Raw genomic sequence first — 14,071 nt, 5'->3', positions numbered from 1 at the left:
CTGTGAGCGACTCTCATTGGAACGCAAATCAATCTGCGTGTCTGTGTGGAATTCTCATTGGAACGCAAATCAATCTGCGGGTCTGTGAGCGAGTCTCATTGGAACGCAAATCAATCTGTGTGTCTGTGAGCGAGTCTCATTGGAACGCAAATCAATCTGCGTATCAGTGAGCAACTCTCATAGTCCGTCAAATCTATTTAAACTAGATAAGACACCATTTACTGTTCCTCAAGGACCACTTTTCATGTCCTAAACAATCATTAGCGTGACTCAGCACACCGTTTTCATTTCGGGAGTACCACTAAGCTATCAATAGTGGGACTCAGCACATCGCTTTCACCTCAGAAGTACCACTTCAATGAAAAAAGTGTGCGGTAGCCCACAAAATCTGGACCTTCCGCACACCCAATAACATAAGTCAGTCATCCACTTTCGTAATCAACAATGGGCCATCTTTAGTAACGATAATCGTGTGTTCTTTTTGTGCCACGATGCTGCCATCATTCGTTTCGTATGCCCATTCATTTTTTCCTTCACGCACAATCGTCGCTTTTGTCGAAATAAACGGCTCGACCGCAATTACCATGCCTTCTTTCAACAGCTCGCTATTTCCTGGCTCGTAATAATTCATGATGTGCTGTGGTACATCATGCAACGTTTTCCCAATACCATGACCGGTCAAGTTCTTAATCACGGTCATGCCATTTTTACGTGCAACATTATTAACTGCGCGCCCAATTTGGCTCACTTTCGTGCCCGGCTTAATTTTCTTCATCGCTTCTTCGAATGCCATTTCACATACATCGATTACTTTTTGTTTTCTCTCGTCTTCTACTTCACCGACAATAAAAGACAATCCCGTATCAGCGAACAGTCCATTTTTCTTTGCACTGACATCGATGTTAACAACATCTCCACTATTCAGAACGCGACTTCCTGGAATGCCATGTGCCACTTCTTCATTGACACTAATACATGTAAATCCTGGAAAGTCATACTCTGAAATCGGCGCACTCTCTGCATCATATTTTTTAAGTAATTCTCCACCAAATTCATCGATTTCTTTCGTCGTCATGCCTGGTTTCGTATATGCGACCATCTCTTTTAATACACGACCACAAATCTCACCGATCTCTTTAATTTGCTGAAGCTCTTCTTCTGTTTTAATAATCATAAGTTATTTAGCTCCCTTGTCATAATCCATGATTTATTATAACAAAGTTATAGGAAATCAAAAATTGTTAAATTGCGATACTGCCTTTTCTCTAAGCTAGAAGTCGTCACGCCAATCAATCGAATATATTGATCGGCATCTTTTAATTCATGATATAAGTGATATGCATACTGATAAAGTTCCTCTTTTGTCATGACTGGATTGTCTGTTACCATCTGCTTCGTATGCGTGACATAATTATCGGTTTTCAATTTGACGGTCACTGTTTTTGCAGCAACGTCTTTTAAATCGAGTCGCCTTACGACTTCTCCACATAAACGTTCAAGCACATCCAATATTTCTTCATCATTATTAATGTCATAATCAAAGGTTTTCTCTTTGCCAATCGATTTTCTCTCTCGTGAAACAGTCAGTTCGTTCGTGCCAATTCCTCGTGCTTTGTTATAAAAGCTACGTCCACGTTTGCCATAAATCTCAACGAGTTCATCTACTGAAAGATCATATAAGTCTCGTCCAGTTTTAATGCCACGACGTATCATTTTTTCTCGTGTCACCTTCCCCACACCGGGGAATTCTCCGATATCTAGGTTCCACAAAATTTCTTGAAAATTGTCATAGTGAATCACAGTTGTCCCAGATGGTTTGTTCATCCCAGAGGCCATCTTCGCTAAGTATTTGTTATATGAAACGCCTGCAGAAGACGTTAATCCAACTTTGTCATATATTTCACGTTGGATTTCTATTGCTATTTTTCGTGCTGGTCTATCTCGATTCACGAGCTGAGTTATATCTAAATAGGCTTCATCAAGTGAAAGTGGTTCAATCAAAGACGTATACGTTCCAAGTATCTCATGTATTTCTTCGGAGATAGATTTGTAGACGTCAGAACGTGGTCTGACGTAAATACCATCAGGACATAGTTGGTGGGCAATTCGCGTCGGCATTGCGGAGTGTACGCCGAATTTCCTCGCTTCATAACTCGCCGTTGCGACGACGCCTCTTGAGGCAGTGCGTCCGCCGACAATAACTGGTTTGCCCCGATATTCTGGGTGATCTCGCTGTTCAACTTGCGCAAAAAATGCATCCATATCAATATGAATAATTCTTCTTTCCATATGCATCACCATTGAACTTAATACATATATTTTAACATATCGAACACACGTTCTCCACTATGTGCGTGGGTCAAATTTATACATATTCATCCCCGTGTCTGTATCCATACAATATTTTAAATGCGGATGTTTTAATACAAGATACACATAATAGAAATCTCCGATACATGCACCGGTATGTCCGATGAGTAAATACTTATAGCTCCCATGTGGCAAGACGAACATACCGATAATTAAGAGTGTCGTGATTATGACAAATGGTGCAAGTATGATGATAATAAACTGCCCGCGTGAAAACACTGAACCCGGACTTGTCGCATATGCCATACCTGCTTTAAAACCAAATTTCACTTTTTCTCTTGGTGCAAACACTTTAAACAATATGCCGTGAATGGCTTCATGCACGACAACAAGGACAAGAAATATAGCAACTACGGCAATAACATTTAAAAATATGCTGAAACCACCTAAAGAGGCGCTCAACGACTCTGGAAGCAACAGAGCTGAAGTCCCACTAGATGGTGAAAAAATATTTAGTGCGAAAAATGGTATAATTGACAGTAGTATTAGTATAATTGACCATTTAGATATTTTCTTTTGAGCGGACAAATCATTTAATAGATCAAGTTCGAATTTCTGCATTTATATTCCTCATTCTTTTTTCTTAATGGTATCAAACCATAATTACATTTGACAATTGGAGTAATACGATGAAAAAATACACAATCGTCGGCGGTGGCATTATCGGTGCTTCCGTCGCTTATCATTTACAAAAATACGGCGCAGATATCACAGTATACGATCGTGACGATGCAGGTAAAGCGAGCCGTGCATCGGCAGGGATCATCGCACCTTGGATTTCTCAACGCAGAAACAAAAAATGGTATCGACTCGCAAAAACTGGCGCCGCTTATTATCCATCATTTATTGAAGCGTTAGAGCGCGATACACAATTGGACACTGGCTATCAACAAAAAGGTGTACTCAGCCTGTTTCGAGACAATAATGTACTTCAAAAAGGTTATAAGCGCATATCTAGCAAAATGGAAGATGCACCAGAAATGCAACATGTGGAAATTATTGAGCGCGACAAGATCAGAACATATCATCCGACTTTTGTTGAACACTTCCCTGCTGTGTACACACACGGTGGCGCGCAAGTGAATGGTGCCAAACTCAACTCCGCAATTAAAGAAAGTATTATTAAAAACGGTGGGACATGGAAAAATGAAGACTTCCAAGATGATCGGGTCGAAGGAGAGATTATTTACACAACAGGTGCTTGGGGGATCGAACAAGGATTCAAACCGACTGTCAGTCATCAACGTGCTGAAGTTTATCATTTTGAAGTAGAAAGTGATTTTACTACACTGCATAATCCTGTCGTCATGGCACTCGGACCAATTTATATTGTTGAGATGAGCCCGAACCAATTTGCGATCGGTACGACACATGAAGATACGACAAGTTTCTCGACAATGCCATCTCACGAAAATTATAAATATTTAAAAAGCTTAGCTGAAGAATACTTCAGCGGGTTTAAAATTAGAGATATCGGTATGAACGTTGGTTTGAGACCACATACGAGAGATTTTCTACCGTTCATCGGTCGCGTTGCAGAAAACAAGTTTGTCATCAACGGCATGGGTTCAACAGGTCTTACAGCCGGACCAATTGTTGGTGCTGAAGTGGCACGACTCTTAAACAATGTGGAGACAGAGCTCGATTTATCTGACTATAGCTACATCAATTAAAATGGAGGATGCATGAATGAAACAATCAAATAATCAATTCTATATTTTCTATTCTGTAATGTTAATTTCTTTTGTATCATTCTATTTTACTGATATTGAAATATTCGGACATATCGCTTCAATTTTCGTTCTCATATCGATTTTTATATCATGGTTCCACGCTTCAAAAACATTTAAAATAATCAGTATTATATTCTTCGCTGTGGCATTTATATTTGTACTCACGAGTGAACAATCATTTTTTGATCTGTACACATACACGCTGTCTAATGTGCCACTCATTTTATTTTTTAGCATGATGCCGTGGATCAGCATGATTTTCCAAATCGGTGGTATGAAGGATAGTTTGACTCAAACGATACAAGACAAAAATAACTACTTGCCGAATATTTACATGAAGTCATTTATGAACGCTGGGTTTTTATCGATTTTCTTAAATATTTCTGGTGTTTTCATTGTGCAGCAAATATTGATTAACCTGTTTTCAAACAAAAACATTAATACAAGAAATGACATGATCATGGCTGCAACTGCACGAGCATTTGCAATCGTAATGATGGCGACACCACTCGAATTAATCGTCGTCGTTTCCATCGATTACTCTGGTATCGGGTATCTCACGTTGTTACCTTGGCTGTTCATCATATCATTCATCATGTTTCTTATAGAGATTATATCGAGTAGAAAAACATTTGGCGATGTGAAAGTGGACTTGCCGTATACGGAAATTGATAATAAAAAGTTATTCAAATCACTTGCTCAAATGCTTGTGATACTAATAATTTTCATCACAACAGTTGTGCTACTTAATAACTATACAGAGCTCAGTTTTATCTTATCAATTGGACTTACGCTATTACCATTTAGTTTTATCGTGTCGCTCGTCCTGAGATTTCCACGAAGATTTTTACGTGAAGGATTTACATCTTGGCAGCATCATAATAACAACTTACAAAACTTCGTTGTGTTATTTTTACCGCTTGGTATTTTTTCAAGTAGTTTCTCAAATAGTACAGTTCCTGCTTGGATATCATCGAAGTTTGGCGAGGTAGAAATCTATACGATTTTTATATTTTTAATCGCTGCAGCATTCATAACGGTCACAGCCCTAATCGGAATTCATGCGGTTGCTGGCGTTGCTATTTTGCTTGATATATTGATGCCCGTCGTTGATGAAGCAGCCCTGCTGAGTTTAATGGTTGTCATCATTGCGTCGGGTCTCGCGACAACGGCTTACTCACCATACAGCACTATCACGAACGTAACGATTCAAAACATAAAAGTATCTCCGTCGACAATACTACGGAGAAATAAATGGTTTGCGCTTCGGATGATGACGATTGCCATCATCGTCGCTTCGCTTATGATGTTGATCTAGTCGTTTAACCGAGTTGTATATAAACTAGGTCAAACAGCATTCTTAGTATAAAAAATAATATCGCACCATTGACAATGCTGGCAAAAAGTAAAATTATTTTTTGCCAGTTTTCTAATTTTCCGAACATTAAAAATATCCGGTAGATGATGACAAGAATTAATCCGAGTATAATTAATCCACTGAATAGTCGCGTTAACTCTACATTATCCGTATTTACAAAAAACCAAGTCAATGCAAATATATTGATAATGAAATAAGCAAAAATTCCAATTCTAATATTTTTATGTATAGGTTTTGTCACAATAATGACAGCGACAAAAACAAATAACAGCAATAGCATTTGTGCAACGATTAACATAATGTACTCCTAAACTTATTTTTCTATGTCAAAGTTAATTGAAATCAACACGGTAATCTAATATATAATCTAATTCAGAGGATTGTCTCAAATATTGTTTGAACATAAAATACATCAGCACACAGACTGCAAAAAGTTTCGATCCTTCTTCTATATCATCATGTATATCAATGAACGCACCAGACTTTCCGTGGCGCTCTTCTATAAAACAGATTGTCTGTTTTTCGAGTAACAATTTTAGCTGACCATCGTTCGTCTCCTTTGCTACGAATCGCTCACCATCGAGTTTACCCTCAGCTCTAAAGAGAATTAAATTTTGACCCGGTGTCTCTTTAATCACTTCAGTCGATCCATCTGTAATAACATAATATTTCCCAACATTTAAATCCCAAAATCTAAGTGTCTTTAGGGCGAGGATTGTTTCGTCTTCATCATTATTTTTAAAAGAATACGTATTTCTCTTATCACATTTGTCAACTTCTGCATTTTTAATTATACCGACGAGCTTGCCATTCTCATCTTCGAGAACTACTTGTCGATCATTATATGCAATGCGAATTTTTAGACGGTAGTGTGCCATGTTATCCTCCCCAATATATTTTTTCTTAAATATATTATATACGTTTTATCAGGCCTTTTAAAGAAACATAATATGTTTCAATTGTTATGGTCACGAGTTCAATCGTGTTAAAGTTAGTTAAAGAATGTTAAAAGGAGTTCAATCATGTCTGATAAAAATCAATTAGAACAAGAAGTAGAACGTCTACTTACACGCCAGGATAACTTCTATAAATCACAGGCGACGCGCAGTTACGCATTTAGAATGAAGCAGTTAGAACGGTTAAAAATGTCGATTATGCATCATGAGCAAGCGGTGATTGATGCGCTGAAAATAGACTTAGGTAAACATGAAACTGAATCCATGTTAATGGAGATCGGCATCATCTATCAGACGATTAGAAATATGGTCAAAAATCTGAAAAAATGGTCACAGCCGAAACGTGTTGGAACACCGATATTTATGTGGCCAGGTAAAAGTCGCATTCTTAATGATCCGTACGGTAAAGTACTGATTATCAGTCCATTCAACTACCCGTTCCAACTGATCATGGACCCACTTGTCGGTGCGATTAGTGCGGGAAATACAGCCGTCGTTAAACCATCAGAACTTACACCAAATGTAGCTGATGTCATCGAGACGATTATTACTGAAGCGTTCGATGAAGAATACGTTGCAGTGAAGACCGGTGATGTTGAAATGAATCAAGCACTAATCGCAGGTGACTTTGATTATATCTTCTTTACAGGTAGTACAAATGTCGGAAAAATCATTGCAAAATCTGCCTCAGAACGATTGATTCCACATACACTTGAGCTTGGTGGTAAAAGTCCAGCGATTATTGATACGACCGTGAACGTAAGAAATACTGCTAGAAAAATTGTCTGGGGTAAACTCATCAATGCAGGGCAAACATGTATTGCACCGGATTACCTACTTGTGCATGAAGACATTAAAGATGAGTTAGTCATGGAGATGAAGCATGCGATTAATACCTACTATGGCATTAACATTTCAGAGAATGACCAATACGGTAGAATTGTAAACAGTCGTCATCATAAGAGATTATCTCAACTGATTGATGAACATCAAAATCAGATCATCGCAGGTGGTGCGTATGATGAAGGTGCTCGTTTCATTGAGCCGACACTTGTCTATTTAAAAGGCAATGAATATAAAACTTCGTCACTTATGAAAGATGAAATCTTCGGTCCAATTTTACCGATTATCACGTATGAAACACTAGATGAAGCAATTGATATTACTCGTGAGAATCCAAACCCTCTTGCACTCTATATCTTCTCAAATGACGATATTAACAAAGACATCTTGATAACACACATTCCATCTGGAGATGTATCTATCAATAATGTCCTGCTGCATGTTGCTAACTCTAATTTACCATTTGGTGGACTGAGAAACTCTGGCGTTGGTAACTATAAAGGAAAATTCAGCATCGAGTCGTTTACGCATCAACGTGGCTTATATGAATCACCAAATTGGTTTGATATGAGCATCCATCGCGCACCATACAAAGATTCATTCACAAATATTATCAGAAAGTTTTTAAAGTAAACAATAAGACCGTACTACACTTTAATCCTGTAGTACGGTCTTCAATTATTTCAAGCGACTGTTTTCAATTTCCATGCGTTTTCTATAAGCCAAGAACTTCGCAATCAAACCAAGTGCAACAACTGAACCATATATTTTTATAAACGTCTCATGCATTGCTAGTCCTGTTTCAATATTTAAAGTGATGCTTAAAATAAGAGTAATTAATCCCAGACCCACAACAATTATCGCAAACAATATTGACGTCCATCGAAATAAATACTTACCTCCAGATTCAACAAATCTAGAAAATAACTGATCTTTATCGAAGTTTATATACCACGATTTTAAATGACTACTGAGCAACATCCCGACTAAAATTGCAATTAAAATAATCAATAAAATCATCTGTATGAATGCTTCAGGCCCCTCGATCGGTGTATCAAAACCTAATATAATCATCGCTGAGTTTAACACGGTCACACTCGTAAACACCATTGCAATAATTGGCAGCGGAGACATGATACTATCCTTCCCTCTCGCTCTAGAATTACGAATGGACATGTGCACTTTTCTTACTAAATACCGGTAAAGAAAGTCACAGACCATTATTATTAAGAAGATGATCATCATATATGGAACAATCGTTAAATAGTGTTCCTCGTCAATATAGCCAGCATCTCTCGCAATTAATAAAGACACCATACCAATGCCTGTTGAGATCACAAATAACTTCAAGTATCTCCAAAGCTCCTTTAAAATTATTTGTTTCATTATTAAGAAGCCTCCTCAATCAACAGATTAATTCTCTATAATTTTTTCAAGTCGATCCATATCTAGTATTTGAATATGTCGTCTCGTTCGTGTGATGATCTGAGCTCTCTCTAACCGTTTCAATTCACGCGATAATGTTTCGGGTGAAGTTCCTAAATAACTCGCAATATCCTTCATCTGCATTGGCAGCTCAAATACCTCCAAATCGAGTTCATATGACAAATTAGACAGATAAAAAGCTAAACGCTGCTCGATTTTTTCCATCCACAATAACTGGGTTTGAATTTCAGTTTGTGCTGATTTTTGAGCATTCATCGTCAGCAACTTTAAACTTAAATCCGGATATTCTTTTAGCAAATCTTGAAAGTCAGACTGTCTTAAGAAACACACTTCAGTCTTTTCTAACGCTTCTGCAAACATATTATCATTCGTCACACCAAACAGACTGGATTCACCATCATAATCACCTGGTTTTGCAATACGCAAAAATCTCTCTTTACCATTTTCACTCAGTCGATATATCTTAAGGCTACCACGAGAAACAATCGTCAATTGATCATCACTGTCCGGCGAAAAAATCACTTCTCCCTTATCGTATTTTTTTGATATGACTCGGTCTTTTATCCGCTTCTGATCAGGAGAATTTAAGTGATTAAATAGCGGTACGATTGAAACGCAAATGTGCTCATGCGTGGTCATAAAAATCACTCCTTGTTCTATAAATTATACTATAAATTTAAGTAAAAAAGCCGCTTTCGCGGCTCTTATAAATCTTAATTTCTTATGCTGATTTGACTCTAGAACGGATGACACCGTACCCTAGCTTTTCGATTGAATCTTCAATCGCCTCGATGTTTACATCTGCATCATTAAAATCAACTTTAACTCTCGATGCATTAAACATCACTTTGACGCTTTCTTTATCGACTCCATCTAAACCTTTTACTGCATTCTCAATCTTCTGCATACAACTTGGGCAACCTAATGTTTCTAATTGAATAACTGCTTGACTCATAATATATCTTCTCCTTAAATTAATTATAATTTATTATTTTTAAATCTTAGTAACCGCATACCATTTAGAATGACAACTAAAATACTGAGTTCGTGAACGAGCATCCCGATCGTCATGTTCATCCAATCGCTTAAGAATACCGACATCAGTAATACTACGACGACACCAATTGCGATAACGATGTTTTGTATCATGTTTCTTACTGTCGCTTGTGTCAACCCAAGCGCATGTGGCAGGCGACTCATTTCTGAGTTCATCAATACGACATCTGATGTTTCAATCGCTACATTTGTCCCACTACCCATTGCAATTCCGATATCTGCATGTGCCAGTGATGGGCTATCATTTACACCATCTCCGACAAATGCGACAATGTGACCTTCACGCTGTAGTTGTTGAACAAATTCTGACTTATCTTCAGGCAGTAAATTACCGTGTGCTTCAGTCAGTCCGAGCTCTCGAGCAACTAAATCTACTGTACCCTGGTTATCACCAGATAACACAATCAGGTTTTCTACACCAAGTGACTTCAAGTGTTTCAAATCCTCTTTAACACCTTCTCGTATCGCATCACGGATTCCCATCATCATCTCAAGGACACCATCGACAGCGATCATAACAATCGAGTTTCCATTTGCTTCAAAACGCTCTAAATCATCTAACATGTCATGACTAAATGACACCTGCTCTTTATCCATCAATACTTTGTTACCAACTGCGACACGGTGACCATCGAGCTGTGCAACGATACCCCCTCCTTTGACAACATCTGTGTCATCTACAACACGTCTTTCTGCACCGTCTAAATATTCAACAATTGCTTTGGCAAGTGGATGATCTGACTCATATTCCACACTATACAAGTAGTTTGGAACTTCCGGGTTATCGCTGTAAGTCACTTGATCAACGACTTCAGGTTTACCACTCGTTAATGTACCCGTCTTATCAAAGAAAATCGTATCGACTTTACTGAAGTTTTGCATTACTTCAGAACCTTTGAATAGCACACCCTGTCTCGCACCATTCCCAATACCAGAAACGTTGGATACAGGAACACCGATAACAAGAGCACCAGGACAACCGAGTACAAGAATCGTAATTGCGAGCTCAATGTTACTAGAGAACAGATAAACGACAACAGCTAACAATAGTACTGCTGGTGTATACCATTTTGAGAAACGGTCAATAAAACGCTCCGCACTCGATTTAGAATCCTGTGCCTCTTCAACCATTTCGATAATCTTACCAAAAGTAGTATCCTCTCCCACTTTGTCTGCTTCAATCTGAATCGTACCATTATCTAAAAGAGTTCCTGCAAAAACTTCACTGCCAGTCTTCTTTCCGACAAGATACGCTTCACCAGTAATACTCGCCTCATTGACGTGACCCTCACCGGAAATGACCGTACCATCAACAGGCACCTTACCTCCCGTTCGCACTTGCAAGATGTCGCCTTCATCAACATCCCAAATATCCACCGATTCAAATGAACCATCATCCATTTGTTTTAACGCAACTTCCGGTGCCATCTCTGTTAATTCTTTAATTGCAGAGCGTGTCGAGTTAAGTGTCCTTGATTCAAGCCATCCACCAAATAAGAATAGGAATGTAACAATTGCGGATTCTTCAAAGTTTTGAATCAAGAAAGCACCGATGACTGCAATCGTCACGAGTACATCTATGCTTACGACTTTCACCCTTAATGCTTGATATGCTTGTATTGCGATAGGAACAATCCCTATAACCGATGCGATGATTAAGTTCCATTCAAAAATCATCATCTGATCAAATACAAATCTCGCAATAAAAGCAGTGACAATTAAAATACCAGAGATCAACGTGATTAAATTCTTATGCTTAAATATAAAGCGCTGCATTGACCTCAACCCTCTCTTTTTCTGTTGTATTTATCTTCACTTATTATGTTAAGGCATGATGCGTTTAAATAACTTGATGGTCATCAAGTATTGCAAAGAATTCATAAAAAAATCCCTACACAATTGTAGAGACTTGAAACTGTTCAAATGTTAAAGATCTAAATAAAAGTAAATATTCGATTTGTCCTCTTGAGGCGCACCCTTATACTCATGTGTGTTAAAGCCACCGATTTCGAAGTTGGATTTCACATAAAATAAGCATGCCGATAGATTGTTATCCTGACCGATTGTGAAGATTCCTTTGTAGTCATTCTCTGCAGCGATTTTTTGGCCTTCTTGTAATAATAAGGTTGCGATACCATTACCGCGTGCTGCTGCATTCACTTTTAAGTCTTCGAGGTATAAATACTTCATCCAATCATGCTTGTAAATCGCAAGACCGACACACTTTCCTTCTTTGTAGGCCCCGACAAAGTAAGAATCCTTTGAACGTTCCTTAAAATTGTAATCCTCATCTGGGAATGTCATTTCTGTTACTTGGTCTTTATCGAATTCCTTTGTCGTGTAGGACCATGAGCTGCCATCATATGTTGGTATCATTTGACCCCAAATTTTGAATGGCTCATTCGGAATGTTGATATCTTCTTTATTCGACGCATCGATTCTTTTTATCTCGATCATGATAAACATCCTTTGAAAATTAATTATACATGCATTATATACCCATGGAGTTTATATTTTCACCATAAGAAAGATTGAAAACTCTAAAGTTGCAACTTCAAGTGATTTTCTGGCTTGAGTTACCACGAAAGCTGGATCCGTGCTCACTCAGGACAATTTTCTGGCTTGAGTAAGCACGAAAGCTGGATCCGTGCTCACTCACGGCGATTTTTGGGTTTGAGTGAGCATGAGAGCTTAAACCGTGCTCACTCACGGTGATTTTTAAGCTTGAGTGAGCACGAGATAATTTTCCAAATGGCTTCTTGGTTCTTCTGCCAATTCAGACCAGAAATATCTCGTGAATTGGCAGCAATTTCTTTTTCCTGCCAATTCGAACTCGAAAATCACTTTGAATTGGCAGCATTTCTATTTTCCTGCCAATTCGAACTCGAAAAATGAAGCGAGATAGAAGGCAGATAAAAACAAGAAATACCATTTTAGAAGCATGTAACCAACTGCTCGAAACTAAAAGTATTGAACAGATTACAATCAATGACATTGCAGATACAGCGAATATTAATCGCGGGACGTTTTATCTTCACTTTAAAGATAAGTATGAAATGATTACAAATTTTGAGGATGAAATGATCTCTCTCTTACATGAAACAATTCTTAAGCACGTACCAAATGAACAGTTTGAACAAGAATTTTTACCTTCACGTTACGATACGATTATTGAAGTGTTTAAATGTTTAGAAGATAACGAGCAACTGCTATCTTTTCTCATTAAACTAGATTTTAGTACGACGTTTAGAAAGAAATTGCGACAATCATTACTCACGATAATTGAAAATAGTGGGATTCATCACTATAAAGAACTTTAACATCCGATTCCAGTTGAGTTAGGCGTTAAAATAATGACAGACACGATTTTAAATGTTGCAGAGTATACACATGAAACAGAAAAACAATGGAATAAACAAGAAGTAGCAGAAACGATTTTCAAATCCATCATACAAGGTCCTGCCAAGACATTAGGTTTCATCAAATAACTTAAAAGACCCCTTGAGGTAGATTCGACGATCTAACTCAAAGGGTCTTTCTTTACATCCATTTTCCTTCAAACAACCAAGTATCAAATGTTTCAGGCACCTCTATTGTAAATAGATTTTTTAATGCCATTCCACACCAATCCACATCATCCGCTTCGAAATATATAAAATCATTTGATAAAAACATCTCACTAGCGACTGCATGTAAAAAACTCTCAAAAGTTGCTTCATCATTTGAGCAGACATAGGCAATTTCATTTTCTTCGATGAAAGCCACATGCTTGATGCCATTTTTGTCTTTATCGTAGAGAACATCATTTGGAATATCATCTATGAAAGATTCAAAAGAAGCTGATAGAGGGTTAATTGATTCATGTGTTTCCTTATAATATTTGAACAATAACTCACAGCATTGAATATATTCAAGTTCGCCTCGAGTCGTTTTCAATAGCTCACTACTTTGAGGAGATATATCATTTCTTAATTCATCTTTCATTACTTCCATCTCATGACAGACTCTGACTTTTTTGAATCCACCTTTAGATAAAAGTTTTATTTTCTTTCTTTCATGAGAATTTACCATTGCTTGCAGTGGACTTTTCTCTGTATCAGAAATAAGATCAAATATTTTAGTATTTATTTCTCCCCTCATGTCGTAAGGATCAAAATCAATATAACAATTGCGGATATGATTAGGATTCCGAGACGTTTGAATGTTCATTATATGTTTCTTGTTATTTTCTACTGTATAGCCTGTTTCATGACTAATAATTTTCATATGTTCACTCCTTGTGCCAACTC

General features: G+C 37.7%; 16 protein-coding genes. 5 read left to right on the top strand and 11 right to left on the bottom strand.

Going from position 1 to position 14,071, the window contains the following annotated elements:
• Positions 1-418: 418 nt before the first annotated feature.
• From map to BMW30_RS08560, 3 genes are read right to left on the bottom strand one after another with little or no spacing between them, the layout of a single operon-like run.
• A complete protein-coding gene (gene map / locus BMW30_RS08570) occupies positions 419-1,174 on the bottom strand; it encodes a type I methionyl aminopeptidase (protein ID WP_091475891.1) in 756 nt (251 codons plus the stop codon).
• A 47-nt stretch (positions 1,175-1,221) separates the two neighbouring features.
• Positions 1,222-2,289: a DNA polymerase IV gene (gene dinB, locus BMW30_RS08565; RefSeq protein ID WP_091475889.1), complete on the bottom strand. Its 1,068-nt coding sequence runs from the start codon at positions 2,287-2,289 to the stop codon at positions 1,222-1,224.
• Positions 2,290-2,346: 57 nt separating this feature from the next.
• Positions 2,347-2,931 (bottom strand): DUF3267 domain-containing protein, encoded by a 585-nt coding sequence (locus BMW30_RS08560; protein WP_091475886.1) that lies wholly within the window; start codon positions 2,929-2,931, stop codon positions 2,347-2,349.
• Between the two features lie 68 nt (positions 2,932-2,999).
• Between BMW30_RS08560 and BMW30_RS08555 the strand changes: the two genes are divergently transcribed.
• Positions 3,000-4,043, top strand: coding sequence for an NAD(P)/FAD-dependent oxidoreductase (locus BMW30_RS08555; RefSeq protein ID WP_091475883.1), 1,044 nt, complete (start codon positions 3,000-3,002; stop codon positions 4,041-4,043).
• 16 nt (positions 4,044-4,059) lie between these two features.
• A complete protein-coding gene (locus tag BMW30_RS08550) occupies positions 4,060-5,421 on the top strand; it encodes a hypothetical protein (protein ID WP_091475880.1) in 1,362 nt (453 codons plus the stop codon).
• A 4-nt stretch (positions 5,422-5,425) separates the two neighbouring features.
• On the opposite strand, the gene BMW30_RS08545 is transcribed toward BMW30_RS08550, so the two are convergent.
• Both BMW30_RS08545 and BMW30_RS08540 read right to left on the bottom strand, forming a co-directional pair.
• A complete protein-coding gene (locus BMW30_RS08545) occupies positions 5,426-5,779 on the bottom strand; it encodes a hypothetical protein (protein ID WP_091475878.1) in 354 nt (117 codons plus the stop codon).
• A 34-nt stretch (positions 5,780-5,813) separates the two neighbouring features.
• Positions 5,814-6,359, bottom strand: a complete 546-nt coding sequence (locus tag BMW30_RS08540) for a hypothetical protein (RefSeq protein ID WP_091475875.1) — start codon at positions 6,357-6,359, stop codon at positions 5,814-5,816.
• A gap of 144 nt (positions 6,360-6,503) precedes the next feature.
• Between BMW30_RS08540 and BMW30_RS08535 the strand changes: the two genes are divergently transcribed.
• Entirely contained in the window at positions 6,504-7,913 is a 1,410-nt protein-coding gene (locus BMW30_RS08535) for an aldehyde dehydrogenase family protein (RefSeq protein WP_091475873.1), read from the top strand.
• Between the two features lie 45 nt (positions 7,914-7,958).
• Here BMW30_RS08535 and BMW30_RS08530 read toward each other — a convergent pair whose 3' ends face one another.
• From BMW30_RS08530 to BMW30_RS08510, 5 genes are all read right to left on the bottom strand, one after another.
• Entirely contained in the window at positions 7,959-8,666 is a 708-nt protein-coding gene (locus BMW30_RS08530) for a hypothetical protein (protein ID WP_091475870.1), read from the bottom strand.
• 27 nt (positions 8,667-8,693) lie between these two features.
• A complete protein-coding gene (locus BMW30_RS08525; protein WP_091475867.1) occupies positions 8,694-9,365 on the bottom strand; it encodes a Crp/Fnr family transcriptional regulator in 672 nt (223 codons plus the stop codon).
• Between the two features lie 82 nt (positions 9,366-9,447).
• Positions 9,448-9,681, bottom strand: coding sequence for a heavy-metal-associated domain-containing protein (locus BMW30_RS08520; RefSeq protein WP_091475864.1), 234 nt, complete (start codon positions 9,679-9,681; stop codon positions 9,448-9,450).
• Positions 9,682-9,704: 23 nt separating this feature from the next.
• Positions 9,705-11,558: a heavy metal translocating P-type ATPase gene (locus tag BMW30_RS08515; protein WP_091475861.1), complete on the bottom strand. Its 1,854-nt coding sequence runs from the start codon at positions 11,556-11,558 to the stop codon at positions 9,705-9,707.
• A 150-nt stretch (positions 11,559-11,708) separates the two neighbouring features.
• A complete protein-coding gene (locus tag BMW30_RS08510) occupies positions 11,709-12,239 on the bottom strand; it encodes a GNAT family N-acetyltransferase (RefSeq protein WP_180366275.1) in 531 nt (176 codons plus the stop codon).
• Positions 12,240-12,673: 434 nt separating this feature from the next.
• On the opposite strand from BMW30_RS08510, the gene BMW30_RS08505 reads away from it, so the two are divergent.
• Positions 12,674-13,102, top strand: a complete 429-nt coding sequence (locus BMW30_RS08505) for a TetR/AcrR family transcriptional regulator (RefSeq protein WP_091475858.1) — start codon at positions 12,674-12,676, stop codon at positions 13,100-13,102.
• A gap of 33 nt (positions 13,103-13,135) precedes the next feature.
• The gene (locus tag BMW30_RS10810) at positions 13,136-13,270 is read left to right on the top strand and encodes a hypothetical protein (RefSeq protein ID WP_281242151.1); all 135 of its coding nucleotides are present in this window, start codon (positions 13,136-13,138) and stop codon (positions 13,268-13,270) included.
• Between the two features lie 52 nt (positions 13,271-13,322).
• Here the strand turns inward: BMW30_RS10810 and BMW30_RS08500 are convergent, their stop codons facing one another.
• Positions 13,323-14,048, bottom strand: a complete 726-nt coding sequence (locus BMW30_RS08500) for a hypothetical protein (RefSeq protein ID WP_091475856.1) — start codon at positions 14,046-14,048, stop codon at positions 13,323-13,325.
• Positions 14,049-14,071: the final 23 nt, after the last annotated feature.

Source organism: Aliicoccus persicus, assembly GCF_900110815.1.
In the GTDB taxonomy this organism is placed as follows: domain Bacteria; phylum Bacillota; class Bacilli; order Staphylococcales; family Salinicoccaceae; genus Aliicoccus; species Aliicoccus persicus.
Note: the sequence above shows the minus strand (reverse complement) of the source record. Positions and strands in the feature narration are given on the sequence as shown.

Coding starts and splice junctions, on each gene's coding strand:
- map (WP_091475891.1), bottom strand. CDS start 1,174: ATGATTATTAAAACAGAAGAAGAGCTTCAGCAAATTAAAGAGATCGGT.
- dinB (WP_091475889.1), bottom strand. CDS start 2,289: ATGGAAAGAAGAATTATTCATATTGATATGGATGCATTTTTTGCGCAA.
- BMW30_RS08560 (WP_091475886.1), bottom strand. CDS start 2,931: ATGCAGAAATTCGAACTTGATCTATTAAATGATTTGTCCGCTCAAAAG.
- BMW30_RS08555 (WP_091475883.1), top strand. CDS start 3,000: ATGAAAAAATACACAATCGTCGGCGGTGGCATTATCGGTGCTTCCGTC.
- BMW30_RS08550 (WP_091475880.1), top strand. CDS start 4,060: ATGAAACAATCAAATAATCAATTCTATATTTTCTATTCTGTAATGTTA.
- BMW30_RS08545 (WP_091475878.1), bottom strand. CDS start 5,779: ATGTTAATCGTTGCACAAATGCTATTGCTGTTATTTGTTTTTGTCGCT.
- BMW30_RS08540 (WP_091475875.1), bottom strand. CDS start 6,359: ATGGCACACTACCGTCTAAAAATTCGCATTGCATATAATGATCGACAA.
- BMW30_RS08535 (WP_091475873.1), top strand. CDS start 6,504: ATGTCTGATAAAAATCAATTAGAACAAGAAGTAGAACGTCTACTTACA.
- BMW30_RS08530 (WP_091475870.1), bottom strand. CDS start 8,666: ATGAAACAAATAATTTTAAAGGAGCTTTGGAGATACTTGAAGTTATTT.
- BMW30_RS08525 (WP_091475867.1), bottom strand. CDS start 9,365: ATGACCACGCATGAGCACATTTGCGTTTCAATCGTACCGCTATTTAAT.
- BMW30_RS08520 (WP_091475864.1), bottom strand. CDS start 9,681: ATGAGTCAAGCAGTTATTCAATTAGAAACATTAGGTTGCCCAAGTTGT.
- BMW30_RS08515 (WP_091475861.1), bottom strand. CDS start 11,558: ATGCAGCGCTTTATATTTAAGCATAAGAATTTAATCACGTTGATCTCT.
- BMW30_RS08510 (WP_180366275.1), bottom strand. CDS start 12,239: ATGATCGAGATAAAAAGAATCGATGCGTCGAATAAAGAAGATATCAAC.
- BMW30_RS08505 (WP_091475858.1), top strand. CDS start 12,674: ATGAAGCGAGATAGAAGGCAGATAAAAACAAGAAATACCATTTTAGAA.
- BMW30_RS10810 (WP_281242151.1), top strand. CDS start 13,136: ATGACAGACACGATTTTAAATGTTGCAGAGTATACACATGAAACAGAA.
- BMW30_RS08500 (WP_091475856.1), bottom strand. CDS start 14,048: ATGAAAATTATTAGTCATGAAACAGGCTATACAGTAGAAAATAACAAG.